The 24,266-nt window shown below is 74.7% G+C and carries 25 protein-coding genes; 13 read left to right on the top strand and 12 right to left on the bottom strand.

Going from position 1 to position 24,266, the window contains the following annotated elements; translation table 11 throughout:
* Positions 1–148 precede the first annotated feature (148 nt).
* From ABD385_RS04510 to ABD385_RS04495, 4 genes are all read left to right on the top strand, one after another.
* Positions 149–469, top strand: a complete 321-nt coding sequence (locus tag ABD385_RS04510; protein WP_344573617.1) for a DMT family transporter — start codon at positions 149–151, stop codon at positions 467–469.
* Positions 469–1,032 carry a TetR/AcrR family transcriptional regulator gene (locus ABD385_RS04505; protein ID WP_344573616.1) on the top strand — a complete coding sequence of 188 codons (564 nt, stop codon included), beginning with the start codon at positions 469–471 and terminating at the stop codon, positions 1,030–1,032. The genes ABD385_RS04510 and ABD385_RS04505 overlap by 1 nt, the downstream gene beginning before the upstream one ends.
* Positions 1,033–1,158: 126 nt before the next feature.
* Entirely contained in the window at positions 1,159–2,148 is a 990-nt protein-coding gene (gene dapD / locus ABD385_RS04500) for a 2,3,4,5-tetrahydropyridine-2,6-dicarboxylate N-succinyltransferase (RefSeq protein WP_344573615.1), read from the top strand.
* 148 nt (positions 2,149–2,296) lie between these two features.
* Positions 2,297–3,106, top strand: a complete 810-nt coding sequence (locus tag ABD385_RS04495; RefSeq protein WP_344573614.1) for an EI24 domain-containing protein — start codon at positions 2,297–2,299, stop codon at positions 3,104–3,106.
* A gap of 89 nt (positions 3,107–3,195) precedes the next feature.
* On the opposite strand, the gene ABD385_RS04490 is transcribed toward ABD385_RS04495, so the two are convergent.
* Together ABD385_RS04490 and ABD385_RS04485 are read right to left on the bottom strand one after the other, a co-directional pair.
* On the bottom strand, positions 3,196–3,336 hold the full coding sequence (locus ABD385_RS04490) for a hypothetical protein (RefSeq protein WP_165479640.1): 141 nt from the start codon (positions 3,334–3,336) through the stop codon (positions 3,196–3,198).
* A 137-nt stretch (positions 3,337–3,473) separates the two neighbouring features.
* A complete protein-coding gene (locus ABD385_RS04485) occupies positions 3,474–5,312 on the bottom strand; it encodes an endonuclease/exonuclease/phosphatase family protein (RefSeq protein ID WP_344573613.1) in 1,839 nt (612 codons plus the stop codon).
* 208 nt (positions 5,313–5,520) lie between these two features.
* Between ABD385_RS04485 and ABD385_RS04480 the strand changes: the two genes are divergently transcribed.
* Complete coding sequence (locus ABD385_RS04480; RefSeq protein WP_344573612.1) at positions 5,521–7,017, top strand: hypothetical protein; 1,497 nt, start codon at positions 5,521–5,523, stop codon at positions 7,015–7,017.
* Between the two features lie 22 nt (positions 7,018–7,039).
* Here the strand turns inward: ABD385_RS04480 and ABD385_RS04475 are convergent, their stop codons facing one another.
* Positions 7,040–7,936 carry a class I SAM-dependent methyltransferase gene (locus ABD385_RS04475; RefSeq protein WP_344573611.1) on the bottom strand — a complete coding sequence of 299 codons (897 nt, stop codon included), beginning with the start codon at positions 7,934–7,936 and terminating at the stop codon, positions 7,040–7,042.
* 100 nt (positions 7,937–8,036) lie between these two features.
* Here ABD385_RS04475 and ABD385_RS04470 point away from each other — a divergent pair, with 100 nt between their 5' ends.
* Positions 8,037–9,053 (top strand): MsnO8 family LLM class oxidoreductase, encoded by a 1,017-nt coding sequence (locus ABD385_RS04470; RefSeq protein WP_344573610.1) that lies wholly within the window; start codon positions 8,037–8,039, stop codon positions 9,051–9,053.
* A 54-nt stretch (positions 9,054–9,107) separates the two neighbouring features.
* Here ABD385_RS04470 and ABD385_RS04465 read toward each other — a convergent pair whose 3' ends face one another.
* From ABD385_RS04465 to ABD385_RS04455, 3 genes are all read right to left on the bottom strand, one after another.
* Positions 9,108–10,367 carry a TerD family protein gene (locus ABD385_RS04465; protein WP_344573609.1) on the bottom strand — a complete coding sequence of 420 codons (1,260 nt, stop codon included), beginning with the start codon at positions 10,365–10,367 and terminating at the stop codon, positions 9,108–9,110.
* 91 nt (positions 10,368–10,458) lie between these two features.
* Complete coding sequence (locus ABD385_RS04460) at positions 10,459–10,731, bottom strand: GlsB/YeaQ/YmgE family stress response membrane protein (protein ID WP_344573608.1); 273 nt, start codon at positions 10,729–10,731, stop codon at positions 10,459–10,461.
* Between the two features lie 144 nt (positions 10,732–10,875).
* Entirely contained in the window at positions 10,876–11,688 is an 813-nt protein-coding gene (locus ABD385_RS04455) for an NAD-dependent epimerase/dehydratase family protein (protein WP_344573607.1), read from the bottom strand.
* A gap of 264 nt (positions 11,689–11,952) precedes the next feature.
* Here ABD385_RS04455 and ABD385_RS04450 point away from each other — a divergent pair, with 264 nt between their 5' ends.
* Both ABD385_RS04450 and ABD385_RS04445 read left to right on the top strand, forming a co-directional pair.
* Positions 11,953–12,933, top strand: coding sequence for a 5-dehydro-4-deoxyglucarate dehydratase (locus ABD385_RS04450; RefSeq protein WP_344573606.1), 981 nt, complete (start codon positions 11,953–11,955; stop codon positions 12,931–12,933).
* A complete protein-coding gene (locus ABD385_RS04445; RefSeq protein ID WP_344573604.1) occupies positions 12,933–14,195 on the top strand; it encodes a hypothetical protein in 1,263 nt (420 codons plus the stop codon). The genes ABD385_RS04450 and ABD385_RS04445 overlap by 1 nt, the downstream gene beginning before the upstream one ends.
* Here the strand turns inward: ABD385_RS04445 and ABD385_RS04440 are convergent.
* The 3 genes from ABD385_RS04440 to ABD385_RS04430 form a co-directional block, all read right to left on the bottom strand.
* A complete protein-coding gene (locus ABD385_RS04440) occupies positions 14,105–14,914 on the bottom strand; it encodes a class F sortase (protein ID WP_344573603.1) in 810 nt (269 codons plus the stop codon). The two genes, ABD385_RS04445 and ABD385_RS04440, sit on opposite strands and share 91 nt — an antisense overlap.
* A gap of 24 nt (positions 14,915–14,938) precedes the next feature.
* Entirely contained in the window at positions 14,939–15,595 is a 657-nt protein-coding gene (locus tag ABD385_RS04435; RefSeq protein WP_344573602.1) for a hypothetical protein, read from the bottom strand.
* Positions 15,596–15,789: 194 nt separating this feature from the next.
* On the bottom strand, positions 15,790–16,560 hold the full coding sequence (locus ABD385_RS04430; protein ID WP_344573601.1) for an IclR family transcriptional regulator: 771 nt from the start codon (positions 16,558–16,560) through the stop codon (positions 15,790–15,792).
* A 160-nt stretch (positions 16,561–16,720) separates the two neighbouring features.
* On the opposite strand from ABD385_RS04430, the gene ABD385_RS04425 reads away from it, so the two are divergent.
* Positions 16,721–18,298, top strand: a complete 1,578-nt coding sequence (locus ABD385_RS04425; RefSeq protein WP_344573600.1) for an aldehyde dehydrogenase (NADP(+)) — start codon at positions 16,721–16,723, stop codon at positions 18,296–18,298.
* 8 nt (positions 18,299–18,306) lie between these two features.
* The gene (locus tag ABD385_RS04420; RefSeq protein ID WP_344573599.1) at positions 18,307–18,843 is read left to right on the top strand and encodes a GNAT family N-acetyltransferase; all 537 of its coding nucleotides are present in this window, start codon (positions 18,307–18,309) and stop codon (positions 18,841–18,843) included.
* On the opposite strand, the gene ABD385_RS04415 is transcribed toward ABD385_RS04420, so the two are convergent.
* Positions 18,797–19,480: a class I SAM-dependent methyltransferase gene (locus ABD385_RS04415; RefSeq protein WP_344573598.1), complete on the bottom strand. Its 684-nt coding sequence runs from the start codon at positions 19,478–19,480 to the stop codon at positions 18,797–18,799. The two genes, ABD385_RS04420 and ABD385_RS04415, sit on opposite strands and share 47 nt — an antisense overlap.
* Before the next feature lie 138 nt (positions 19,481–19,618).
* Here ABD385_RS04415 and ABD385_RS04410 point away from each other — a divergent pair, with 138 nt between their 5' ends.
* The 3 genes from ABD385_RS04410 (at position 19,619) to ABD385_RS04400 (ending at position 22,683) form a co-directional block, all read left to right on the top strand.
* The gene (locus ABD385_RS04410; RefSeq protein WP_344573597.1) at positions 19,619–20,323 is read left to right on the top strand and encodes a DsbA family oxidoreductase; all 705 of its coding nucleotides are present in this window, start codon (positions 19,619–19,621) and stop codon (positions 20,321–20,323) included.
* Positions 20,324–20,396: 73 nt separating this feature from the next.
* On the top strand, positions 20,397–21,470 hold the full coding sequence (locus tag ABD385_RS04405) for an aminotransferase class V-fold PLP-dependent enzyme (protein ID WP_344573596.1): 1,074 nt from the start codon (positions 20,397–20,399) through the stop codon (positions 21,468–21,470).
* Between the two features lie 142 nt (positions 21,471–21,612).
* Positions 21,613–22,683, top strand: a complete 1,071-nt coding sequence (locus ABD385_RS04400) for an alkene reductase (RefSeq protein ID WP_344573595.1) — start codon at positions 21,613–21,615, stop codon at positions 22,681–22,683.
* A gap of 135 nt (positions 22,684–22,818) precedes the next feature.
* Here ABD385_RS04400 and thpD read toward each other — a convergent pair whose 3' ends face one another.
* Both thpD and ABD385_RS04390 read right to left on the bottom strand, forming a co-directional pair.
* The gene (thpD, locus tag ABD385_RS04395; RefSeq protein WP_344573594.1) at positions 22,819–23,721 is read right to left on the bottom strand and encodes an ectoine hydroxylase; all 903 of its coding nucleotides are present in this window, start codon (positions 23,719–23,721) and stop codon (positions 22,819–22,821) included.
* Between the two features lie 80 nt (positions 23,722–23,801).
* Positions 23,802–24,212 carry an ectoine synthase gene (locus tag ABD385_RS04390; protein WP_344573593.1) on the bottom strand — a complete coding sequence of 137 codons (411 nt, stop codon included), beginning with the start codon at positions 24,210–24,212 and terminating at the stop codon, positions 23,802–23,804.
* Between the last annotated feature and the right edge of the window lie 54 nt (positions 24,213–24,266).

The following is a 24,266-nucleotide window of genomic DNA, read 5'->3' as shown; positions in this document are numbered from 1 at the left end:
CGGCCGTGTCCACCAGGCAACCGGTGGGCACGGCCGTGGTGTCGTCGTGGGGTCCGCGTTGTGGGGTCCGGCGCCGGTCGGTGCGGTCGCGGCGAGGGCTCCCGCTCGTTGTGTACGCCCGTACGCAACGCTGTGTACGCTCGTACGCATGGCCTACCTGACGCTCGCCGGCGCGATCCTCTCCGAGATCCTCGCCACCACCTCGATGAAGTACAGCCACGGCTTCAGCAAGCTGTGGCCCTCGCTCGGCACCGCCCTCGGCTACGTGCTGGCCTTCACGCTGCTCGCCCAGACCCTGAAGTCGATGAGCGTCGGGACCGCGTACGCGATCTGGGCGGGGGCCGGCACCGCGTTGATCGCCGCGATCGGCATGGTGTTCCTGGGCGAGAGCACCAACCCGCTCAAGATCCTCGGGGTGCTGCTGGTGATAGTCGGGGTCGTGGTGCTCAACCTCGGCGGGGCGCACTGATGGCCCGCCGCTACGACCCGGACCGGCGGCAGCGGATCATCGACGCGGCGATCGCGGTGGTCGGGGAGCGGGGCATCGCCGGGCTCAGCCACCGCGCGGTGGCCACCGCGGCGGACGTCCCGCTGGGCTCCACGACGTACCACTTCGCGACCCTCGACGACCTGCTGGTCGCCGCGCTGCGACAGGCCAACGGCTGGTGGCTGGCGGACTTCGCCCGCTGGGTGGACGGAATCGACCCGACCGTGCCGCTCGCCGACGAGGCGGCCCGCCTGGTCACCGAGACCCTCGCCGGGGACCGGGCGCGGGTGGAGCTGGAGTACGAGCTGTACCTGGCGGCGCTGCGGCACGAGGCGGTCCGGCCGATCGCGGCCGAGTGCCTGGACGAGATGGTGACGCTGCTCGCCCGACGGACCGGCGACCGGGCCGCAGCGCGGGCGGTGGTGGCCTTCACCGACGGGCTGATGCTCCAGCACCTGCTCACCGGGCAGCCCTTCCAGCCGGACGTGGTGCGCGAGGGGCTGGCGGGGGTGCTGGGACCGTCCGGTGACCGGTCGGCGCCGTAGGGCGGCGGGTACGGCCGCACCCGCCGGGCGACGGGCGGGGAGGGCCCCGGGGCGCGAGCGCACGGCCGGGGACCGATCGCTGAGACCGGTTCGCCACCACGGGGCGGCTCCGGTTAGGTTTCCAGCATGACCGATGCTGCAACTCCCCGTACCACCGGCGCCGTCGCCGCCGGGCTCGCCACCGTCGCCGCCGACGGCACCGTTCTCGACACCTGGTTCCCCGCGCCCGAGCTGGTCGACGCGCCGGGCCCGGCCGGCACCGAGCAGCTGGCGGACGACCGCGCCACCGAGCTGCTGGGCGCCGCCGTCCTGAAGGCCATCGGCCCGGACCCGGTCCGCGGCGTGGAGGTCGTGGCCGTCCGCACGGTCATCGCCTCCCTGGACGACAAGCCGCTGGACGCGCACGACGCCTACCTGCGCCTGCACCTGCTCAGCCACCGCCTGGTCAAGCCGCACGGCCAGAGCCTGGAGGGCGTCTTCGGCCTGCTGGCCAACGTCGCCTGGACCTCGCTCGGCCCGGTGCCGGTCGACCAGCTGGAGACGGCCCGGCTCAACGCCCGCGCCGAGGGCCTGCACCTCCAGGTCACCAGCGTCGACAAGTTCCCGCGGATGACCGACTACGTGGCGCCCGCCGGCGTCCGGATCGCCGACGCCGACCGGGTGCGGCTGGGCGCCCACCTCGCGGCCGGCACCACCGTCATGCACGAGGGCTTCGTCAACTTCAACGCCGGCACGCTGGGCACCTCGATGATCGAGGGCCGGATCAGCGCCGGCGTGGTGATCGGCGACGGCAGCGACATCGGCGGCGGCGCCTCCACGATGGGCACCCTCTCCGGTGGCGGCAAGCAGATCATCGCGATCGGCGAGCGCTGCCTGCTCGGTGCCGAGTCCGGCATCGGCATCGCGCTGGGCGACGAGTGCGTGGTCGAGGCCGGTCTGTACGTGACCGCCGGCACCCGCGTCACGCTGCCCGACGGCCAGATCGTCAAGGCGCTGGAGCTCTCCGGCGCCGACAACATCCTCTTCCGCCGCAACTCCACCACCGGCACCGTGGAAGCCCGCCCGAACAAGGCGGTCTGGGGCGGTCTGAACGAGATCCTGCACAGCCACAACTGACCGGGCACCGTCCCACGGTCATCGCCCCGGGCCCGGCGGCCACCCCGCCGGGCCCGGGGCGTTTCTCCGTCCGATCCGGTGGGGGCCCGCCGGCCGGCCGGTTGTCCCGGACCGGTCAACTGCCGCACCGCGCCGATAGGGTGACTCCATGCGTGATCTTGTAGCGGGGATGCGGTACCTGGGCCGGGGCGTGCGCTGGGTCGCCGGGCACGGCCGGTGGTGGGGGTTCGGACTCCTGCCCGCGCTGGTCGCGCTGGTGCTGTACGCGGGGCTGTTCACCGTGCTGGCGCTGTACTCCGGCGACCTCGCCGCCTGGGCGACGCCGTTCGCCGACGGCTGGGGCGCGCCGTGGCAGGGGCTGCTGCGCGGGCTGTTCGTGGCGCTGCTGCTGGCCGGCGGGCTGACGCTGTCGGTGCTGACCTTCACCGCCGTCACCCTGCTGATCGGCGACCCCTTCTACGAGTCGCTCTCGGAGCGGGTCGAGGAGAGCGAGGGCGGCTGCCCGCCCGGGCCGGGCCGCCCGCTGTGGCGGGAGATCGCCGTCGCGCTGCGGGACCTGGTCCACGTGCTGCTGCGGGCCGCCGGGTTCGGGGTGCTGCTCTTCCTGCTGGGCTTCCTGCCGGTCGTCGGCCAGACCGTCGTCCCGGTCGTCGGCTTCGGGGTCTCCGGCTTCTTCCTCGCCGTGGAGCTGACCACGGTGGCCATGCAGCGCCGGGACGTGCCGGTGCGCGAACGGCTGCGGCTGCTGCGCGGCCGGCGCTGGCTGGCGGTCGGCTTCGGCACCCCGCTGGTGCTGCTGTTCCTGATCCCGTTCGCGGCGGTGGTGCTGATGCCGGGCGCGGTGGCCGGGGCGACCCTGCTGGTGCGGGAGTTGCTGCCCGTCGAGCCGGCGGCCGGGCCGACGGCGGTCGCCGGGGACGGGTCCGACGGCCGGGCGGCGGTACCCGCCGCCAGGTGACCGCGCGCCCGACCGGCGCCGGAACGACGAGAAGCGGCCGCCGCACCCGTGAGGTGCGACGGCCGCTTCGGCGTACTGCCCTCTTCGCGTCAGTCAGCCTTGCGCGACCGCGGCTTCAGGTCCTGGGTGCGCTCTGCGGCGGACTCCTCCGCCTGCGGCCGGTGCTGCTCGGAGCGCCGCTCCGCGGCCCGGTCCTGCTTGCCCGACTTACGGTTCTGCGACTTCGGCATCATGACTCCTTTTGTCTCGCCGAAACGATGCTTACCAGCCCAGTACCGCACCCCCGGGCGCAGTTGGCCCCCGGAAGTGGGCTGGTGGGGTGATGCGAAGGTCACCCCGGGTGAGGCGAGGGGCAGGAGTCGGGCGGTCAGGGCGTCAGGCGCAGCACCTGCGGGTCGTGGTCGCTGGTCTGGTCCGCGTACTCGGCGTTGATGTGCACCACGTCGTAGTCGGTGCGGGCCAGCGCCCTGCTGGTGAGCAGGTGGTCCAGCACCTGGGAGTTGCCCTGGTAGACGTAGCTGTAGCGCTCGGCGGCCGGCAGCTTGGTGACCTGGTCGGTGAGCACGCCGCCGCTGGTGAGCGCCTTCAACGCGGGGGAGAACTGGTAGTCGTTGAGGTCCCCGGCCACCACCACGTCGGCCTTGGGGTCCTTGGCCAGCAGTTCCTTGACGAAGGTGTTGACCAGCTTCGCCTGGGCGGTGCGCTGGGTCTCCGAGGTCCGGGCCGGCGGCTGGAAACGGCTGTCCAGGCCCTGGTCGCCGCCCTTGGAGTTGAAGTGGTTGGCGATCACGAAGACCCGGCGGTCCGGCGCGCTGCGCAGCGCGAACTCGCCGACCAGCGGCTTGCGGCTGGCCTTCCACGCCGCGTCGGTCGGCGCGATCCGCCCCGGCGACGCGGAGAGCCCGGCCCGGCCGTGGTCGTCGACGACCTGCACCGGCGTGGTCGCGTCGCCGCCCTTGACGTCCGTGAACGCCACCCGTTGCGGGTTGAACAGGAACGCCACCCGGATGTTGCCGCCGGGCTGGCCGCCGTCCTGGTCGTTCTGCGGGTCGATGGCCCGCCACTCGTAGGCCGGGCCGCCGGCCGCCTTGATGGCGTCGGTGAGCTTCTTCAGGGTGGCCCCCGCGGTCACCGTGCCGTCGTCGGTGGCGCCGCTGTCGTCCTGGACCTCCTCCAAGGCCACCACGTCGGGGGCGGCGAGGTTGTGCACCAGCCCCTTCGCCAGCCGGTCGAACTTGGTCTGCGGGTTGTCCGGGGCGAGGTTCTCGACGTTGTACGTCGCCACCGCCAACTCGTCTGCCGTCTGCTTGCGGGTGACCTCGGGCGCGGGGGTGTGCGCGGCGAGCGTGCCCAACTCGGTGGCCTGGAGGGTGTAGCCGCCGAAGTTGTCGTAGTCCAGGGGGCCGGCGGTGGTGCCGTTCAGCCGGTCCCCGACGTTGGCGACCGGGAACGGTCGTTGGGAGAACGGAATGAGCGACTGGACCTTGACCCGGCCGCCGTTGGGGTCGGCGTACGACCCGTAGAGCGTGCCGCCGCGGGTGGTGCGGTTGTGCCGGGGGGTGGCGGTCACCCACAGCTCGTTGTGGGTGTTGGTGGGGCCGACGACCGGGGCGTCGGAGACCGCGACCCGCATGCCCTCCAGCGACTCCAGGCGGTCGAGCGCGTACCTGGCGGGCTGTAGGGTGCGCGACTCGATGCTCTGGCCGCCGGCGTCCGGCGCGTACGCCGCGGGGATCGCGGACGCGTTGAGCTTGACCGGGGCCGGTAGCGGCTGGTTGCTCGCGGTGACCTTCCAGGTGGCGCCGGTGACCTCGGTGACGGACTGGCCGCCGGCGTCCTTGCCGCCCGGGTAGTACTCGGTGACCGTGCCGCTGAAGGTGAGCGCGTCGCCGACCGCCACCGCGGGCGTTTCCTTGCCGGTGAAGACGAAGACCGCCTCGCTGGTGGCGGGGTCGTCGTCGGGGTGCGGGTCCTGCACCCAGAAACCGCGGGACGAGCCGAACGCCCGGATCGCGGTCACGGTGCCGGGAACGTCGCTGACCTGCTTGTCGGCCAGCGGGGATATCCGGGTCCTGCCTTGTATGTCGTGTATCCGGGTGCCGGCCGCCGAGGCGGACTGCACGCTGAGCAGGCCGCCGGTGAGGGCGGCGCAGGCGGCCACCGCACTGAGGACGGCCGGCCTGCGGAGCGTACGACGGGATGGCATCGGTGCCTCCGGAGAGAGGGGGGTAGGGAGATGTGGCGGAGCGGGACCGGCGCTCGCTACGCGCGTCAATCTCCGTTGTGCGCAAGGGAGTTGTCAAGGTTCTCCCGGTGGACGGGAGCGTACGGGGAGGTGAACCGCCCGAGATGGGGAGAATTCCGTCTACGCTTGGGCGGCGCACAGCCGCCGTCCGTCCGAGGAGCTGAACCAGATGTCCGCAGACCGCCCCACCATGCCGCCGGTGCGGCTGCATTCCGAAGCGGAGCTGGCCCGTGCCGCGCTGAGTGCTCCGCTGCTGGCCCGGGCCGCCAAGCTGGCCCGCTGGGCCGACTCCGGCGTCCCGGTCGGCGTCGGCGGCGAGCTGGTCGAGAAGGCGCTGGTCGCGGCCACCGAGCACCTGGGCCTGGCCGCCGACGAGGACGGCCCCGCCTACACCGCCGAGGCGTGGCAGCTGGCGGTGGACACCGGACTGGTGGAGATCACCGAGCACGAGGACGCCGACACCGACGACGCGGCGCAGCTGCCCGACGACGCCGCGGTCGGCACCGCCGCCCCCGGCGAGGAGCTGGGCCTGCTCACCGCCGGCGACCCGCAGGACGTCCTGGACATCTGGCTCGGCGGCATGGAGACCGTCCTCGCGGACGCGGTCGCGCCCGACTTCTCCGACATCGCCGACCAGCTCGCCGAGGGCGGCGAGCTGGACCTGGACGCGATCGACTGGAACCCCGAGGAGGAGGCCGAGCTGCTGGACGGCATCCTCGGCAACCTCTACCTCCTCAGCGCCCTGGGCGAGGACCCCGGCCAGGACATCCCGCTGCCCGCACTGGCCGCCTCCATGATCGTCCCGGACGACATGGACGAGCCCACCGACGAGATCCTCGAAGAGGTCTCCGACGCGATGATGCGGCTCGACGACCAGTTCCGGGTGCTGGAGCCGATCGGCCTGGTCGCCTACCGGCCGGTCGACGAGGCACTGATCGAGGAGCTGGACGAGGACGGCACGACGGTGACCGAGGCCGAGCCGCTGGCGGACGAGGACGTCGCCCGCTACGGCCTGGTTCGGCTCACCCCGCTCGGCGTCTGGGCGGTCCGCGCCCGGATGCTCGACGCCGGCGTGGACGCCCCCGCCCTCGGCGACCTGGCCGACAAGGGCGCCGACGCCCTGCTGGCGGCGCTGCCCGACTACCCCGAGGTGCTGGCCCAGGCGGAGTCCGAGCAGTGGCTGACCGCCCGCGCCCCGCTGGACGCCGCCCGGGACCTGCTCGCCGCGGCCCGCGGCGACGACGCCCGGGGCCCGCTGCGCCGGCTCGCCGCCCAGCAGACCCTCTCGCTGGTCGCCCCCGAGGCCGAACCGGCACTGCGCGAGGTGCTCGACGACCGGCACCTGGGCGGGCTGGCCCGGGTCTGGCTCGCCGAGCGCGGGCTGCCCGACATCCCCGAGCCGTCCCAGGAGCTGGTCTTCTGGCTGACGGTGGACACCATCGCGGCCCAGCTCGGTGACGCCGACGACGAGGCGAGCGCCGAACTCCAGGAGCTGGTGCAGGGGTTGAGCGACCAGCACAGCGGGTTCTTCGACGCGGTCTGGCGGGTGGACCACCCAGCCACCGCGGACGTGCTGGAGGCCATGGGCCGGCTCCACCCGGACAAGAAGGCCGCCAAGGAGGCGCGCAAGGCCGCCTTCAAGGCGCGGTCGCAGCAGGCCGGCTGAGCCGCGGCGGCCCGGCCGGCGCTCAGCCGGCCGGGGCCGCGGCCGTGATCAGGTAGTAGTCCAACAGCCCGGTCTGGTAGGCCGTCAGGTACTGGCGGGGCCACTTGTCGCGCAGCTCCGGCCGTTCCGCCATGTAGCGGTCGTACGGTTCCCAGACGCCGTCGCCGATCGGGGTCACCGCGACGTCGACCAGCCCGGCCCCGTCGAACGCCGCGACCACGTCGTCGACCAGGTGCGTCACGTCCAGCCCGTTGGCGTACGGGGGCAGCAGTTCGGGCAGCACCCGCACGGCCTCCGGGACCCGGGCGAAGAACGTGGTCAGCGCGAACTGGCCGCCCGGGCGCAGCACCCGCACCGCCTCCCGGGCGAAGCCGGCCAGGTCGCGGAAGTGCTGGGCGGCCTCGACGGAGTAGACGACGTCGGTGCAGGCGTCCGGCAGCGGCATCCGCTGGGCCGGGCCCAGCACGAACTCCAGCCGGCGGGGGCCGGAGTCCGCCGCGAGCAGGTGGGCGTTGGCCTCCAGGGCGCGGGCGATCTGGTCCGGATGGGCGTCCAGGCCGATCACCGAGCCGAAGTCGAACTCCTGAAGGGCCAGCGCGCAGCCCAGGCCGCGTCCGCAGCCGACCTCCAGGGCGGTGCGGTCCCGCGGCCGGTCCACGGTGTCCAGCACCAGCCGGTAGAGGTCCTGCTCGCTGCGGAGCCGGTCCTCCGCGGTCAGCGGCCGGTCCGCGAGCTCGGGCAGCCAGGCCCAGTAGCCGAAGTTGATGAAGCCGCCGGTGAACGCGGTGACGGTGCTGAGGTCCTCCGTTCCGTAGGTGGCGGCGACCCGCTCGGGAAGGTCCGGGCGGGCTGCGCCGTCCGGGTGGTCGGGGGGCCCGGACCGGCTGGATCCGCCGGTCGGGGGCGGCTGCTCGGTCATCGGACGCTCCTCGTGGTGAGCCGTGGGGGGAGGGGGCCGAGGGGGCGCGGGGACGGAATCCTGGGCGCGTGGCGGTGTTGAAGGGGAGGTGAGCTCGACGATGCGGACGACACAATTCTCAATCCTGGACCGCTCCCGCACCAGGGAAGGGCATCCGCCCGGCACGGCGTTGCGGGACACCGTGGAGCTGGCCCGGCACGCCGAGCGGCTCGGCTACCACCGGTTCTGGGTGGCCGAGCACCACGGCGTGCCCGGCGTCGCCGGCTCGGCGCCCACTGTGCTGGCCGCCGCGGTGGCCTCGGCCACCACCGCCATCCGGGTGGGCACCGGCGGGGTGATGCTGCCCAACCACCGGCCGCTGGTGGTCGCCGAACAGTTCGGGGTCCTGGCGTCGCTCTTCCCGGGCCGGATCGACATGGGGCTGGGCCGTTCGGTCGGCTTCACCGGCGGGATCCGCCGGGCGCTGGGCACCGGGAAGGACGCCGCCGAGGGCTTCGAGGCGCAGCTGGCCGAACTGCTGGGCTACTTCACCGGCGCCCAGAGTGCCCATCCGCAGGTGCACGCCCGCCCCGCCGAGGGGCTGACGGTGCCGGCGTTCGTGCTGGCCACCGGCGCGGGGGCGCAGGTGGCGGCGCGGGCCGGCCTGGCCCTGGTGATCGGCGACTTCCGGGCGCCGGTGAAGGTGCTGGCGGCGGTCGAGGAGTACCGCGCCGCCTTCCGCCCGTCCGCACTCTGGCCGCGGCCGTACGTGGTGATCTCCGGGACGGTGGCGGTGGCCGGGACGACGGCCGCGGCCCGGCGGCTGCTCGTGCCGGAGGCCCGGGCGATGGCGTTCGCGCGCACGCACGGGGTGTTCCCGCCGCTGCGGCCGGCGGCGGACGTGGAGCGGGAGGTGGCCGGGGACGGGATGTCCGCACGGGAGCGGGACGGCTACGCACAGGCGCTGCGGGGGCACGTCCACGGCACGCCGGAGCAGGTCGCGGCGGACCTCGGGGCGCTGATCGAGCGGACCGCGGCCGACGAGGTGCTGGTGACGACCAGCACCTACGACCGGGCGGCGCTGCTGGAGTCCTTCGAGCGGCTGGCGGGGGTGGCGGGGCTGGTCGGTCGGGGGTGACCGGCCGCCCGCCCGGCCGGTGCGGGCCGGCACCCGCACCGCCGGGGGAGCGGGCTACAGCGCGGCGGCCCCGGGCTTGACCATGCCGCGCACCGTGCGGGCGTCGACGAAGGAGCCGAGCGCGGTCATATCCCACTCGCCGGAGTACTGGCGGATCAGCTTGGCCATCATCACGCCGGTCCGCGGTTCGGCGCCGGTCAGGTCGAAGCGGACCAGTTCCTCGCCGGTCTGGGCGTCGGTCAGCCGGCAGTACGCCTTGGTGACGTCGGAGAACTTCTGGCCGGAGAAGGAGTTGACGGTGAAGACCAGGCCGGTGACCTCCGGGGGGATCCCGCCGAGGTGGACGGTGATCACCTCGTCGTCGCCGGCGCCGTCGCCGGTGAGGTTGTCGCCGGAGTGCTGGATCGCCGCGTCGAGGATCCGCAGCTTGCCGAAGTAGCAGCTGTCGACCTTGCCGCGGTCCGGGCCGTAGGCGATCACCGAGGCGTCCAGGTCGATGCTGCGGCCGCGCCGGGCGGGCTCCCAGCCCAGGCCCATCCGGACCGAGCCGAGCAACGGGCGGCCGCCCTTGACCAGCGAGACCGTCTGGTTCTTCTGGAGGTTGACCCGGCCCTTGTCGAGGTTGACCTTGCCGGTGGCGGGCGGGGCCGCGGGCGCCGGGGCCTGCGGCGGCGGGGCGAGCGGCGCCGGGGCACCGGCCGGGGGCGCCCACTGGTCCTGCGGGACGGGCGCCGGCGGTGCCTGTGGGGCCGGAGGCACCGGCGGGGCGGCCGGGGCTGCAGGGGCTTCCGGGGCCTGGGGGGCGGGCGGGGCTGCCGGGGTCGCCGGTTCCTCCACGCTCACCCCGAAGTCGGTGGCGATGCCGGCGAGTCCGTTCGCGTACCCCTGGCCGACCGCACGGACCTTCCAGCCGCCGGCGCGCCGGTAGACCTCCACGACCACCAGTGCGGTCTCGGCGCCGAGCTGCGGCGGGGTGAAGGTGGCCAACACGGCGCCGCCGTCCGCGTCACGGACCGTGCCGGTCGGCTCGGTGCCGGCGAAGGTCGCGCCGGGCGCGTCCAGGCTCGCGGTGACGACGACCTTGTCGATGTCCGCCGGCACCGCGGCGGTGTCCACCGTGATGGTGTCGCCGGTCGGCGTCGTGCCGTGGCTCACGCCCGCTCCCGCGGGCTGGTTGTAGAAGACGAAGTCGTCGTCGGAGCGCACCTTGCCGCCGGCGGTGAGCAGCAGGCCCGACACGTCCAGCCGCACGGGGGCGGTGACGGTCACCGCCACCCGCGCGGCGGTGAGCGGGAGGTTCGAGCCAGGAGTCATAGCGGTCATGCCAGCCCTAACGGTCCGGGAGGGTGCGCGGTTCCCTGCGGGCGGCGCCTCACCGGTCGGCCGGGGCGGGCGTCGGTGCCGGTCAGCGGCGGGCGCGGGAGTTGCCGAAGAGCAGTCGGTAGGCGATCAGCAGGACCAGCGCACCGGCCACCGCGGAGATCCACATGGCCGGGTCGTAGAAGTCCTTGGGGATCGGGCGGTGCAGGAAGCGGGTCGAGAGCCAACCGCCGATGAAGGAGCCGGCGATGCCGATCAGGGTGGTGCCGACGAGGCCGCCCGGGTCCCGGCCCGGCAGCAGGACCTTGGCGATGACGCCCGCGATCAGGCCCAGGAGGAGCCAGCTGACGATGCCCATGGTGTGTTACCTCGTTCTCGCGTCGTGTGCTCGCGCCCGCCGGCACCTGGTTGCGGTGCCGGCGGACGTTGTGCCCTCAAGGACGCCGGACGGTGGGAACGAGGTTCCGTGCGCGGGAAGATCGCCCGGGAATGGTCAGGAACGCTACGACTGTTGCCAAAGGGGTGGGTTCGTACAGAAGGCACCGCCCAGGTGGGCGTGTTCCGGGTCGTCGGGGTCGAGTGGCCCTTGGGCGGCGAGGAGCCGTGCGGCGTAGGGCTCGGAGTCGTCCTGCGGGTCGTAGCCCAGGGCGCGGGCGGTGGACAGGTCCCACCACAGGCGGGTGTTGGCCGACGAGGCGTAGGCGACGGTGTGGCCGACGCCGTCGGCGGTGAGGGCGGCGTGCAGCAGTCGGGCGCAGTCGGCCGGGCTGAGCCACAGGGAGAGCATCCGCACGGTGGTCGGCTCGGGGAAACAGGAGCCGATGCGCAGGGAGACGGTCTCGATCCCGTGCCGGTCCCAGTAGAGGGCGGCGAGGTCCTCGCCGAAGCCCTTGGAGAGGCCGTAGAAGGTGTCCGGGCGGTGCGGGGCGTCGACCGGGATGGCCGCGGAGCCGTCCGGCGGGCGCGGGGTGAAGCCGACGGCGTGGTTGGAGGAGGCGAAGACCACCCGTCGTACGCCCGCCTCGCGGGCCGCCTCGTAGAGCCGGTAGGTGCCCTCGATGTTGGCCCGCAGGATCTCCTCGAACGGTGCCTCCAGGGAGATGCCCGCCAGGTGGACGACGGCGTCGACCCCGCGGACCGCGGCGCGCAGCGCCTCGGTGTCGGCCAACTCCGCGGTGACGGCGTCCGGTTCGCCGTCGATCGGGCGCCGGTCGAACAGTCGCAGCCGGTAGCCGTACGGCGGCAACAGGGCACGCATGAGGGTGCCGACGCCGCCGGCGGCGCCGGTGAGCAGGACGGTGCGGGGTGCGGTCACGGGGGTACTCCTCCGGCTGGGCGGCGGGATCGTCTGCACGGACCAGGATTCACGTGGGTGGACGCGGCGGACGGAGGGAAACGCTAGGGAGGGCGATCCTGGCCGGTCAAGCCCCTTGACGGGACGGTCAAATCGGCTTGTACGGCGCGGCTTTGGGACCCTTGACCGGCCCAGTTCGGCTGCAATACCGTGACGTCGTTCAGAGATATGGACGTTGATCATAAACATATACGAGAACGCGTCTGCGCACGTCAGGGAGAGCCCGTGACCGCACACCCTCGCCCGGCCGCCGCCGGGAGGTCCCCCCACCTCACCGACCGCCTCGACGGACTGCTGTTCTTCCCCGTGACCGCCTTCGCGCCCGACGGCGCGCTGGACCTGGACGCCTTCCGCGCGCACGTCCGCGCCGGCGTCGAGGCCGGCGCGGGTGCGGTCTTCGCCTGCTGCGGCACCGGCGAGTTCCACGCCCTCGCCCCCGAGGAGTACGCCGCCTGCGTCGCCGCGGCCGTCGCGGAGGCCGCCGGCCGGGTCCCGGTCCTGGCCGGCACCGGCTACGGCACCGCGCTCGCCACCCACTTCGCCCGCCTCGCGCAGACCGCCGGCGCCGACGGCCTGCTGGCCATGCCGCCGTACCTCGTCCGCGCCGACCAGGCCGGCCTGCTGCGCCACTACGCCGCCCTCGCCGCCGCCACCGCGCTGCCGGTCATCGTCTACCAGCGCGACAACGCCGTCTTCGCCCCCGACACCGTCGCCGCCCTGGCCCGCACCCCCGGGATCATCGGCCTCAAGGACGGCCTGGGCGACCTGGACCTGCTCCAGCGCATCATCAGCGCGGTCCGCACCGACGCCGCCGGCCGGCCGTTCGGCTACTTCAACGGCCTGCCCACCGCCGAACTCACCGGTCCCGCCTACCGGGGCCTGGGCGTCCGCCTCTACTCCTCCGCCGTCTTCGCCTTCGCCCCCGAGATCGCGCTCGCCTTCCACCGGGCCCTGGGCGACGGCGACGACGCCACCACCACCCGACTGCTGGACGGCTTCTACCGGCCGTTGGTGGAACTGCGCAACGAGGGCCGCGGCTACGCCGTCTCGCTGGTCAAGGCGGGCGTGGGGCTGCGCGGCGGGCCGCCCGTCGGCGGGGTGCGACCACCGCTCAGCGACCCGCGGCCCGCCCACGTCGAGCGCCTGGCCCGCCTCCTGGACCACGGCCTCGAACTGGCCGCGGACGCCCCCGGGAGCGGCGCCTGATGCGGGTCGGCGCCTTCGCCTACCCCTGGGACGTGGTCGGCGATCCGCAGGCCCCGGACCGGTTCGCCGCACTCGGCGTCCACCAGGTCACGCTGGCCGCCGCCTACCACTCCACCCGCGCCCTCACCCCGCGCCACCCCCGCCACCGCATCGTCACCGCCCGGCACTCCGCGATCCTTTACCCGCCCGACCCGGGGCGCTGGGCGGGCCGCGCCCTGCGCCCGTACCCCCAGGACTGGGTCGCCGACCCGGACCCCTTCGGCACCGCCGCGCGGGCGCTGACCGCCGCCGGCCTGGAGGTGCACAGCTGGGTGGTGCTGGCCCACAACTCCCGCCTCGGCGCCGACCACCCGGCCTCGGTCGTCCGCAACGCCTACGGCGACCGCTACCCGTGGGCGCCCTGCATCGCCCGCCCCGAGGTGCGCGACTACCTCGTCCGCCTCGCCGCGGAGGCCGCGGTCCGCCCCGGCGCCCGGGGCGTGGAGCTGGAGTCCTGCGGCTGGTACGGGCTGGCCCACCTGCACGGCCACGACAAGCTCGCCGGGGTCGGGCTGGGCGGCGCCGCGGAGTACCTGATGTCCGTGTGCTGCTGCCCGGTGTGCCGCGCCGGGTACGCCGCCCTCGGCCTGCCCGACGGCGAGGTGGCGGCCGCGGTGCGGCGGGCCCTGGAGCCGGTCTGGGCCGGGGCCGCGCCACCGGACGGCGGCGGCCGAGCCGGGGAGTGGGCCGCCGTCGAGGAACTGCTCGGCGCCGGGCCGGCCGGCGTGGTGCGCGCCTGGCGGGAGCGGGTGGCGGGCGAGCTCCAGCGCGCGGTGGTGCACGCCGTGCGGGACGCCGCGGCGCGGGCCCCGGTGGACGGCTTCCGGGTGCTGCTGCACGCCGACCCCGCGCCGCACCGGTGCGGCCCCAACGCCGGCGTGGACCCGGCGGGGGTCCTGGCGCACGCGGACGGGGTGGTGGTGCCCTGCACCGGGGGCGAGGGGGCCCGGGCCGCGGCGCTGGGGCCGTTCGCCGGCCGCCCGGCGGGCACGACGCTGGCCGCCAACCTCACCGTCGTCAGCGGGCTGGGCGGCAGCCCCGCCACGCTGGCCGCCGACGCCGCGCACGCCGCCGCCCTCGGCGCGGACGAACTGCGGCTCTACCACGCCGGGTTGGCCGGCGCGGCGGACCTTCAGGCGGTGCGGGGCGCGCTGCGGGCGCTGAACCGGTCGGCGGGCGGCCGGGCCCAGGGCAGCGGGGCGGCCGCCGTCCCACCGAACTGACTTCCCGTCAGGTGCGCGAAGACCACGACGTTGCCCAGGTACTCCTGCCGGGTCCGGCTGAAGCCGCCGCCGCAGGTGATCAGGCGGAGTTCGGGGCGGGCGGCCTCGCCGTAGACCTTCTCGTCCGGGAAGTGCCGGCCGTCGTACACCTCCACCGCGTCGACCGTGAACACCGCGGTCCGTCCGTCCGCCCGCAGGATCCGCACGGTGTGCCCCCTCTTCAGGGCCCCCAGGCGGTAGAAGACGGCGGGGCCGGCGCGGGTGTCCACGTGCCCGGCGATCAGGGCGGTGCCGGTGACGCCGGGCGGGGTGCCCTCGGCGTACCAGCCGGCCAGGTTCCGGTCGTTCTCCGGCGGCGCGGCCAGGCTGCCGTCCCGGGCCAACCCCAGCCGGGCCAACGGCGCGTCGATGCGCAGCGACGGCACCGCCACCCGCAGTGGCTCCGCGGCCGGCAGGGGCTCCGCGGCCGCCCGCCCCGCGCCCGCCCCGGCGCTCGGGAAGCCCTGCGCGGCGGACGGTTGGGGCGGCGCGGTGTCCCGGGTGCCGCCGGCGATCAGCCACCCGCCGACGGCGCCCGCGGCGAGCGTGCCGACGGCCGCCAGCGCACCGGCCAGCCGCGCCCCGCCGGCCCGCGCCCGCCGTTCCCCCCGCCCGGCGCGCCCGCCGTCACCGGGCGGGGGCGGTGGGGAACCGGGGCGTGGGGGGCCGTCGGGCGGCATACCGGCCGGGAACGGTGGCTCGGGTCAGTACCGGCCGCCGTGCCGACGGCGACGGACCAGCCACACTCCGGTCGCCGCGGCCACCAGCACCACACCGGCGCCCGCGGCGACCTCCTTGGTGTTGATGCCGTCCTCGCTGGTGGAGCCCTCACCGGTCTTCATCTTGCCCTTGGGCGGCATGGAGGGACCGGTGCTGCCCGGCGCGGGCATCGCCGAGTGCTCCTTTGCGGGCATGCTCGGACCGGCGCTGCCGTGGCCCATGCCGGGGCTCATGCTCATGCTGGGGCTGCCGCTCGCGCCGGGGCTCGTGCTCGGGTCGGCCGACGCGTCCTGGGCGGCGATCCGGACCGTGCCGGTGAGTTCCTTGCCGTCGGCACACTTGCCGCCGATCCCGTAATTGCCGGGCTTGGTACCGGACTTGACCATCACCTTCCCCGCCAGGGAGCCCTTGGTGGAGCCCGGGGCGAAGGTGACCGTGCCGCCGCCGAGGGCGGCGGCGTCCACGCTCGCCGAGCGGCTGCTCCCGCACCCCATGGTGGAGAGGGAGACCGTGGAACCGGCCTTGGCCATGCCCGGTGAGACCTCGATGGTGCCGAAGTCGCCGGCGTGCGCCGCGGTGGCGGCCAGACCCAGGGCGGCGACGGACAGCGCGGCGCCGGTGAGCAGTCGGGTGGAACGCATGGGAACAACCTCCGCGAAGCGCGGCCGCGACACAGGTGTGCCACTGAGGAAGTCGGTGGAGTTCCGCGCCTTCTCCCACGAGATAAGCCCGCGGCGGCCCGGCGGTCCTGCTGGCTTACGGAGAACGGGTGAGCGGGCCCGGCAGGCTGCTCCGTCCGGGGGCGTCGGGCCGGTGCCGCACCCGGCCGCCGGGGTCAGAGCCGGCGGGTGGCCAGCGTCAGCCGGTCCCGGGCGTCGAACAGCGCGTCCTTGATCGTCTGCTCGTGGGCGGGGGTCAGCCGGGCCACCGGCACCGAGCAGCTGATCGCGTCCCGGGCCGGGGTGCGGTAGGGGATCGCCACGCCGAAGCAGCGCAGGCCGACGGTGTTCTCCTCGCGGTCGACCGCGAAGCCCTGCGCGCGGACCGCGTGCAGCTCCTCGATCAGCTGCTCCCGGTCGGTGGTGGTGTGCTCGGTCAGCGCGGCCAGGGTCGGCGGCAGCATCGCCCGCACCTGGTCGTCGGTGTGGGTGGCGAGCAGCGCCTTGCCCAGCGAGGTGGAGTGCGCGGGCAGCCGGCGGCCGACCCGGGTGAACGGGCGCAGGTAGTGCTGCGACTGGCGGGTGGCGAGGTAGACGACGTTGACGCCGTCGAGCCGGGCGAGGTGGATGGTCTCGGTGGTGTCGTCGGAGAGCCGGTCCAGCGTCGGCCGGGCGGCGGCCACCACCTCGTCGCCGTCGATGTACGAGGTGCCGACCAGCAGGGCGCGGACGCCGATGCCGTAGCGGGTGCCGGTGGCGTCGGTCTCCACCCAGCCGAGGTCGACCAGGGTGCGCAGCAGCATGTAGAGGCTGGACTTGGGATACCCGACGGCCTCTTGTACGGAGGCGAGGCTGTGCATGCCGGGGCGGCCCGCGAAGTATTCGAGCAACTCCACCGTCCGCACCGCGGACTTGACCTGCGCCCCACCGGCCGCGGCAGCTGACATCGCCCTTGACCCCTCTGTTCGGACAGCCATAGAGTCCCAGGTATTCATCATGTGGGACAGCGTTCAGCATATAGAACGCCATCCCGTGTGCGGCAAGGGTTCGCGCGGCCAGGACATCGCCCGGGAGGAACACACGGTGACAGCAGCGGGAGCAGCGCCGGTGGCAGCACCAGTCTGGAGCGTCGACCCCCGAACCGGGAAGCACCGGGAGCGGGTTGCGGTGGAGGCCACAGCCGACGCGGTGGACGCCGCGGTCCGCGCCGCGCACGCCGCCCGCGACGCCCTCGCCGACCGCGGCCGACGGGCCGCCCTGCTGCGCCGCGCCGCCGCCCTCCTCGAAGCCGACGGCGCCCAGCTCGTCGCCGTCGCGGACGCCGAGACCGCCCTCGGCGCGCCCCGCCTCACCGGCGAACTCGCCCGCACCGCCTACCAGTTGAGGTCCTTCGCGGACCTCGTCGACGAGGGCGGCTTCCTCGACGTCCGGATCGACCACCCCGACCCCGGCCTCACCCCGCCCCGCCCCGACCTGCGTCGCTACAAGATCCCGCTGGGCGTGGTCGCGGTCTACGGCGCCAGCAACTTCCCGCTCGCGTTCTCCGTGCCCGGCGGCGACACCGCCAGCGCCCTCGCGGCCGGCTGCCCGGTCGTCGCCAAGGCCCACCCCGACCACCCGGCCACCGCCGAGCGGTGCGCCGCCCTGCTGCGCCGCGCCGCCACCGAGACCGGCCTGCCCGCGGACGTCGTGGTGCTGGTGCACGGCTTCCAGGCCGGGCTCGACCTGGTCCGCCACCCGCTGGTCGCCGCGGCCGGCTTCACAGGATCCGTCCGCGGCGGCCGCGCTCTGCACGACGCCGCTGCGGCCCGCCCGCACCCCATCCCCTTCCACGGTGAACTGGGCAGCCTCAACCCGGTGGTGGTCACCGGGGCCGCGGCCGCCGAACGCGCCGACGCGATCGGGACCGGGCTGGCCGGCTCGATGACGCTGGGCACCGGACAGTTCTGCGTCAAGCCGGGACTGGTCCTGGTGCCCGAGGGCGCGGCCGGCGACCGCCTGCTGGCCGCCCTCACCGCGGCCGCCGGCGCCAACGAGCCGGGCACCATGCTCGACCACCGGATGCGCGACGCCTTCCACGCCGGAGTGCACGAGCGCAGCCAACTCGCCGATGTACAGGCGCCATTGACGCCGGTCGTCGAGGACGGCGGGCACACCGTCAGCGCCGCCGTGCTCACCGTCCCCGCCCGCCACCTCGCCACCGGCGGCCCGCACGACCTCCTGTTGGAGGAGTGCTTCGGCCCGGTCACCGTCCTCGCCCGGTGCGTCGACGAGGACGAGGCCGCCGCCGTCCTCGCCCGCGTCCCCGGCAGCCTCTCCGCGACCCTGCACCTGTCCACCGCCGAGAGCGCCGGCACCGACCCCGCGGGCCGCGGCGCCCGGCTGCTCGCCGCCCTCACCCCGCTCGCCGGCCGGGTCGTGGTCAACGGCTGGCCCACCGGCGTCGCGGTCGCCCCCGCCCAGCACCACGGCGGCCCCTACCCGGCCAGCACCTCCACCGCCACCTCCGTCGGCGCCACCGCCGTCGAGCGCTGGCTCCGCCCGGTCGCCTACCAGGACACCCCGCCGGCCCTCCTGCCGCCCGCACTGCGCGACGACAACCCGCTGGGACTGCCGCGCCGCGTCGACGACCGGCCCGAGCACCCGATGGCCGACCGGCCCGCCGGCCGCGCGGCAGGGGCGTAGGCCCACGGATGACCCCCACCGCCCCGCAGGTCCGCCCCGCCACCGCCGCCGACCTGGAGCCGATCGCCGCCCTGCACACCGCCGCCCGCGCCGCCTACCTCCGCGCCCGGGTGCCGGACGCGCCCTTCGACGCCCCCGCCGAACACGCCCGCTGCCGGGACACCTGGGACCGGGTGCTGCACCGCGCGGACGCCCCGACCCTGTGCGCCGTCCGGCACGGCGCCGTCGTCGGGGCCGCCTCCTACCTCCCGCCCGCCGCCGACCCGGCCCGGCCCGCCGTCACGCTCCACCAACTGCACGTCGACCCGGCCCACTGGGGCACCGGCGTCGGCCGCGCCCTGCACGCCGCCTGCCTGCACGCCTGGCGTGCCGCCGGCCACCCCCGGGCCGTCCTCGACGTGCTCTGGCACAACCACCGCGCCCGCACCTTCTACGCCCGCCTGGGCTGGCGCCCCGACCCGGACCGCCGACCCGCGCCCGACGCCACCCACCTCGCGCTCACCCTGGCGCTGACCCCGGCACCGCCGGCTCCTGCCGCGCCATGAGCTGGAGCCGCTCGGCGGTGCGGCCGTCCAGCGTCGGCACCACCGTGCGGCACTCCCGCAGCACCGCGAACCCGGCCGCCCGCAGCAGCCCCCGCAGCCACGTGGGCGGATGGTGCCGGAACACCCCGCCGTCCGGCGTCTCGAACACCCCGTACGTCCCGAACCGCGCCGCGAACCGCTCGTAGCGCGCGCGGTTGAACGGGTCGTCCTGCAACGGCACGTCGCTCACGTACAGCACCCCGCCCGGCCGCACCAGCCGCGCCAGCTCCCCGACGATCGCGCGCTGATCGGCGTCGTCGGGGACGCAGGTGAGCACCGCGAACAGCAGCGCCGCGTCGAAGCTGCGGTCCGCGAACGGCAGCGGGAACCCCGACCACCGCAGCAGCGCCAGCCCCGGATGCGCGTGCCGCCCGCGGGCGATCAGTGCCGCCGACCGGTCCACCCCGCGCACTGCCCGGTACCCCAGCCCCACCAGCTCCGCGGTGAGCCGCCCGTACCCGCAGCCGTAGTCCAGCACCCGCGCGGTGCGTGGCACGAACTCCGCCAGCAGCGCGGGATCGATCGGGTGGGTGAAGGTCTTGGCGGCCCCGGTCGTCTCCCAGAACCCGTCGGTGCCGTGCGGTGCTGGCGTGCCCATACCGGGACGGTACCGCCGAGGCCGCCGCGAACTCCCGCATGCCGCTCGCCTCCGGAATAACCGGGCCCGCCGCCGCGTTGCACCGCTTCCGTACCCCTGACCGGTCGCCGACCGGTCCCCCCGAGGAAAGTCACCCCCATGCGCGTCGAAATCTGGTCGGACATCGCCTGCCCCTGGTGCTACATCGGCAAGGCCCGGTTCGAGGCCGGCCTGGCGGCCTTCGCCCACCGGGCGGACGTCGAGGTCGTCCACCGTTCCTTCGAGCTGGACCGGGACGCCCCGCCCGCCACCGACGTGCCGATCCTCGACATGCTGGCGTCGAAGTACGGCGTCAGTCGGGCCCAGGCCGAGGAGATGGAGGCCCGGGTCGCCGAGGCCGCCGCGGGGGAGGGGCTCGGCTACCGCTCGGACCGCATCCACGGCAACACCTTCGACCTGCACCGACTGCTCCACCTGGCCAAGGCCCACGGCGTGCAGGACGCCCTGCTCACCGCCCTGTACCGCGCCAACTTCGCCGAGGCCCGACCGCTCGGCGACCCGGCGGTGCTGACCCGGATCGCGGTCGAGGCCGGCGTGCCCGCCGACGAGGCCGCCCGGGTCCTCGCCGACCCCGACGCCTTCGCCGCCGAGGTCCGCGCCGACGAGCACGCCGCCGCCGAGCTGGGCGCCACCGGCGTCCCCTTCTTCGTCATCGACCGCCGCTACGGCATATCGGGCGCCCAGCCGGTGGACGTCTTCCACCAGGCGCTGCAGCGGGCGCACGCCGACTCCGCCGTCCAGGTGCTGGCCACCGACGACGCGGACGTCTGCGGGGACGGGGGCTGCGCCGTCCCGGGGGCGTGAGCCGGCCGGAACCGCTCCGGCGGGTCCGGCGCCCCCGTGGACGCCGGACCCGTTACCGACCAGAGTGGGGGCCATGCAGCGACACACGGCACTGGGTGGGGACGAGTTCGCGTCCGAGACGGTCTACCTGAACTCGGCGTCGAGCGGGTTGCTGCCCGCGCGGACCGCCGCCGCGGTGCGGGACGCGCTGGTGGAGTCGGCCTCGCACGGGACGATGGGGCGCGACTACCTCGGGACGGCGGACCGGGCGCGCGGGGCGTTCGCGCGGCTGATGGGGGTGCCGGCACAGCGGGTGGCGGTGGGCAGTTCGGTCGCGGTCCGCTCGGCGTTCGTGGCCGCGTCGCTGCCGGCGGGCAGCGAGGTGCTGGTCGCCGAGGGGGACTTCAGCTCGTTGGTGAACCCGCTGATGGCGCACGGCGGCTGCGTGGTGCGGGCGGTGCCGCGCGACGCGCTCGCCGAGGCGGTGCGCCCCGGGACCGCGCTGGTCGCGGTCAGTGCGGTGCACCCCCAGGACGGTCGGATCGCCGACCTGGCCGCGGTCCGCGACGCCGCCCGGGCGCACGGGGCGTTGACCTACGTCGACGTCACGCAGGCGGCGGGCTGGCTGCCGGTGCCGGTCGCCGACTTCGACTACGTGGTGTGCGGCGCCTACAAGTGGCTGCTGTGCCCGAAGGGGACGACGTTCACGGTCTTCGGCGGTGAGCGCGGCGAGTTGGGCGGCCCCGGATGGCCGGTGCCGGCGCACGCGGGATGGGTCGCGGGCGAGGACCCGGGGGAGTCGAACTACGGCCCGATCGACCGGCCGGCGCCGACCGCCCGCCGCTACGACGAACCGCACGCCCACTACGCCTACGTGGGCGCCGAGCACTCCCTCGGACTGCTCGCGGAGATCGGGCCGGCGACCGTCCACGCGCACGACGTGGCGCTCGCCGAGCAGTACCGGGCGGGGCTGGTGGCGGCCGGCTTCACCCCGCGGGCCGCGCCCGGCTCCGCGATCGTCTCCACCCCCGGGCTGGCGGACGCCGAACCGCGGCTGGCCGCGGCCGGGGTGCGGGTCGCGGTCCGCGGCGGGCTGCTCCGGGCGGCGTTCCACCTCTACAACTCCAGCGCGGACGTGGACCGGGCGCTCGAACTGCTGGTTCCGTAACGCCTCGATCGCCGCCCGTTGCCGCGGTGTTTTTGCAGGCCAGGGGGGCGCGGCCGGGGATGCGGGGGCTGATCTAATGGCCAAGGCGGCAGCTCGAACAGGTGAGTTGGCGCCCCGTGTCCCCCCAGTTGAGAGGCCGCCAGTGACCACCGCGTTCGACCCCATAGAACTCGCCGGCATCCCGCTCGCCAACCGCATCGTGATGGCGCCGATGACCCGCAACCGCGCCACCGAGGCGGGCGTGCCCACCTCCTCGATGGTCACGTACTACACCCAGCGGGCGTCGGCCGGCCTGATCGTCACCGAGGCCACCCAGACCGAGGTGGTCGGCCGCGGCTACCCGCTGACGCCGGGCCTGCACACCGCCGAGCAGGTCGCCGGCTGGCGCCGGGTCACCGACTCCGTCCACGCGGCCGGCGGCCGGATCTTCGCCCAGCTGTGGCACGGCGGCCGGGTCGGCCACCCGGTGCTGCTGCCCGACGGGCTGGAGCCGGTCGGCCCGTCCGCGGTGCGGGCGGCCGGCCAGGGCTTCACCCAGAACGGCCCGACGGACTTCGTCACCCCGCGCGAGCTGACCGACGAGGAGATCCGCGCGACCGTCGACGGGTTCGCCGCCGCGGCCCGCAACGCCATCGAGGCCGGCTTCGACGGGGTGGAGATCCACGGCGCCAACGGCTACCTCGTCCACCAGTTCCTGGCCCCCAACGCCAACCTGCGCACCGACGCGTGGGGCGGCTCCGACGCGGCCCGCGCCCGGTTCGCCATCGAGGTGGTCACGGCGGTCGCGGCGGCGGTCGGCGCGCACCGCACCGGCCTGCGGCTCTCGCCCGGCAACCCGTTCAACGACATCGCCGAGCCCGAGCCGGAGGCCACCTACGCCGCGCTGCTGGACGCCGTCTCCCCGCTCGGCCTGGCCTACCTGCACACCTGCGACGTCCACGACCTGGAGCTGCTGGCCCGGCTGCGGAAGCGGTTCGACGGCCCGTTCCTGCTCAACCCGGCCACCGTCGGGCGCCCCACCGGCCCCGAGGAGCTGGCGCTCGTCGAGCGGGGCGACGCCGATCTGCTGGCGTACGGCGCGCTGTTCATCGCCAACCCCGACCTGCCCCGCCGCCTGGCGGCCGGCGGTCCGTTCAACGTCCCGGAGCGGGCCAGCTTCTACGGCGGCGACGACCGCGGCTACCTCGACTACCCCGCCCTGGCAGACAACTGACGGTCCATCAGGTGGGTGGTCGCGTCGACCGGCGGAACGCGGACGGCCGCCGCACAGTGCCACGAGGGGACTCCGTGCGGCGGCCGCCCGCCGTCCGAGCCGCCCACCGCCTTCGGCGGGCGGGCCGACGGCTCCCTACTTGACCGGCGTGAACGGGGCCCGCGCCCCGATGTACTCCGGCCGCCTGACCGGTGCCGCGAACGGCTCCACCGCGGCGTTCTCCATGCTGTTGAAGACGATGAAGACGTTGCTGCGCGGGAACGGCGTGATGTTGTCGCCGGAGCCGTGCATGGCGTTGCAGTCGAACCACGTCGCCGAGCCGGCCCGGCCGGTGAACAGCCGGATGCCGTACCGGTCCGCCATCGTCGTCAGCGCTCGGTCCGACGGCGTGCCCGCATCCTGCATCTGCAGCGACTTCTTGTAGTTGTCCTTCGGGGTGGCGCCCTCGCACCCGACGAAGTGCCGGTGCGACCCCGGCATGATCATCAAGCCGCCGTTGGTGTCGTAGTTCTCCGTCAGGGCGATGGAGACCGACACCGTGCGCATGTTGGGCAGGCCGTCCTCGGCGTGCCAGGTCTCGAAGTCCGAGTGCCAGTAGAAGCCGGAGGCACCGAACCCGGGCTTGACGTTGATCCGTGACTGGTGGACGTAGACGTCCGAGCCGAGGATCTGGCGGGCCCGGCCCACCACGCGCGGATCGGAGACCAGCCGTGCGAACACGTCGCTGATCCGGTGCACTTCGAAGACCGAGCGGACGTCCTGCGACTGCGGCTCGACGATCGAGCGCGGGTCCGCGCGCGTCGCCGGGTCGTTCACCAGCCGGTCCAACTCGGCGCGGTACACCGCGACCTCGTCCGCGGAGAGCAGCTCCGGCATGGCGAAGAAGCCGTCGCGGTCGAAGTCGCTCAGCTCGGACGCGGCGAGCGGGCCCGCCGCGCCGGGCTGCGACCACACCACCGGGTCCTGCCGCGGGGTGATGACCTCTGAGGTCCCACGGGTCGGGTACAGGTCGGCGGTGCGCTCGGGTGCGGTGGTCATGGTGGTGCCTTCCTCTCCTCTCGTACGGAATCTCACTGCGTCACGGTGACGCCGGACGGTGGACGGTCCGGTGTCCGCGCTCAGCTCGCCTCGGGCTCGGGCTCGGTGAGCAGCGGGTAGACGCCGTTCTCGTCGTGGTCCTCACGACCGGTGACCGGCGGGTTGAAGACGCACAGGCAGCGGAAGTCCTCCTTGATCCGCATGGTGTGCTTCTCGTGCCCGTTGAGCAGGTACATCACGCCGGGCGTGATGAGGTGCTTCTCGCCGGTCTCGTCATTGGTCAGCTCGGCCACGCCCTCGACGCAGACCACGGCCTCGATGTGGTTGGCGTACCACATCGACGTCTCGGTGCCGGCGTAGAGGATGGTCTCGTGGAGCGAGAAGCCGACCCGCTCCTTGGCGAGCACGATGCGCTTGCTCTCCCACGTGCCGGTTTTGGCCTTGACGTGGCGGTCGGTGCCTTCGATGTCCTTGAACGAGCGGACGATCATGGTGCGTTGGATGCCTTTCTGTGGAACGGTGAGGGGCGTCGGACGACGGGTGCG

The organism is Streptomyces lunalinharesii (assembly GCF_039532155.1).
Classification (GTDB): domain Bacteria; phylum Actinomycetota; class Actinomycetes; order Streptomycetales; family Streptomycetaceae; genus Streptomyces; species Streptomyces lunalinharesii.
The sequence above is the reverse complement of the archived record's forward strand: the minus strand, read 5'-3'. Positions and strand labels throughout refer to the sequence as shown.

Coding starts and splice junctions, on each gene's coding strand:
- ABD385_RS04510 (WP_344573617.1), top strand. CDS start 149: ATGGCCTACCTGACGCTCGCCGGCGCGATCCTCTCCGAGATCCTCGCC.
- ABD385_RS04505 (WP_344573616.1), top strand. CDS start 469: ATGGCCCGCCGCTACGACCCGGACCGGCGGCAGCGGATCATCGACGCG.
- dapD (WP_344573615.1), top strand. CDS start 1,159: ATGACCGATGCTGCAACTCCCCGTACCACCGGCGCCGTCGCCGCCGGG.
- ABD385_RS04495 (WP_344573614.1), top strand. CDS start 2,297: ATGCGTGATCTTGTAGCGGGGATGCGGTACCTGGGCCGGGGCGTGCGC.
- ABD385_RS04490 (WP_165479640.1), bottom strand. CDS start 3,336: ATGCCGAAGTCGCAGAACCGTAAGTCGGGCAAGCAGGACCGGGCCGCG.
- ABD385_RS04485 (WP_344573613.1), bottom strand. CDS start 5,312: ATGCCATCCCGTCGTACGCTCCGCAGGCCGGCCGTCCTCAGTGCGGTG.
- ABD385_RS04480 (WP_344573612.1), top strand. CDS start 5,521: ATGTCCGCAGACCGCCCCACCATGCCGCCGGTGCGGCTGCATTCCGAA.
- ABD385_RS04475 (WP_344573611.1), bottom strand. CDS start 7,936: ATGACCGAGCAGCCGCCCCCGACCGGCGGATCCAGCCGGTCCGGGCCC.
- ABD385_RS04470 (WP_344573610.1), top strand. CDS start 8,037: ATGCGGACGACACAATTCTCAATCCTGGACCGCTCCCGCACCAGGGAA.
- ABD385_RS04465 (WP_344573609.1), bottom strand. CDS start 10,367: ATGACTCCTGGCTCGAACCTCCCGCTCACCGCCGCGCGGGTGGCGGTG.
- ABD385_RS04460 (WP_344573608.1), bottom strand. CDS start 10,731: ATGGGCATCGTCAGCTGGCTCCTCCTGGGCCTGATCGCGGGCGTCATC.
- ABD385_RS04445 (WP_344573604.1), top strand. CDS start 12,933: ATGCGGGTCGGCGCCTTCGCCTACCCCTGGGACGTGGTCGGCGATCCG.
- ABD385_RS04440 (WP_344573603.1), bottom strand. CDS start 14,914: ATGCCGCCCGACGGCCCCCCACGCCCCGGTTCCCCACCGCCCCCGCCC.
- ABD385_RS04435 (WP_344573602.1), bottom strand. CDS start 15,595: ATGCGTTCCACCCGACTGCTCACCGGCGCCGCGCTGTCCGTCGCCGCC.
- ABD385_RS04430 (WP_344573601.1), bottom strand. CDS start 16,560: ATGTCAGCTGCCGCGGCCGGTGGGGCGCAGGTCAAGTCCGCGGTGCGG.
- ABD385_RS04420 (WP_344573599.1), top strand. CDS start 18,307: ATGACCCCCACCGCCCCGCAGGTCCGCCCCGCCACCGCCGCCGACCTG.
- ABD385_RS04415 (WP_344573598.1), bottom strand. CDS start 19,480: ATGGGCACGCCAGCACCGCACGGCACCGACGGGTTCTGGGAGACGACC.
- ABD385_RS04410 (WP_344573597.1), top strand. CDS start 19,619: ATGCGCGTCGAAATCTGGTCGGACATCGCCTGCCCCTGGTGCTACATC.
- ABD385_RS04405 (WP_344573596.1), top strand. CDS start 20,397: ATGCAGCGACACACGGCACTGGGTGGGGACGAGTTCGCGTCCGAGACG.
- thpD (WP_344573594.1), bottom strand. CDS start 23,721: ATGACCACCGCACCCGAGCGCACCGCCGACCTGTACCCGACCCGTGGG.
- ABD385_RS04390 (WP_344573593.1), bottom strand. CDS start 24,212: ATGATCGTCCGCTCGTTCAAGGACATCGAAGGCACCGACCGCCACGTC.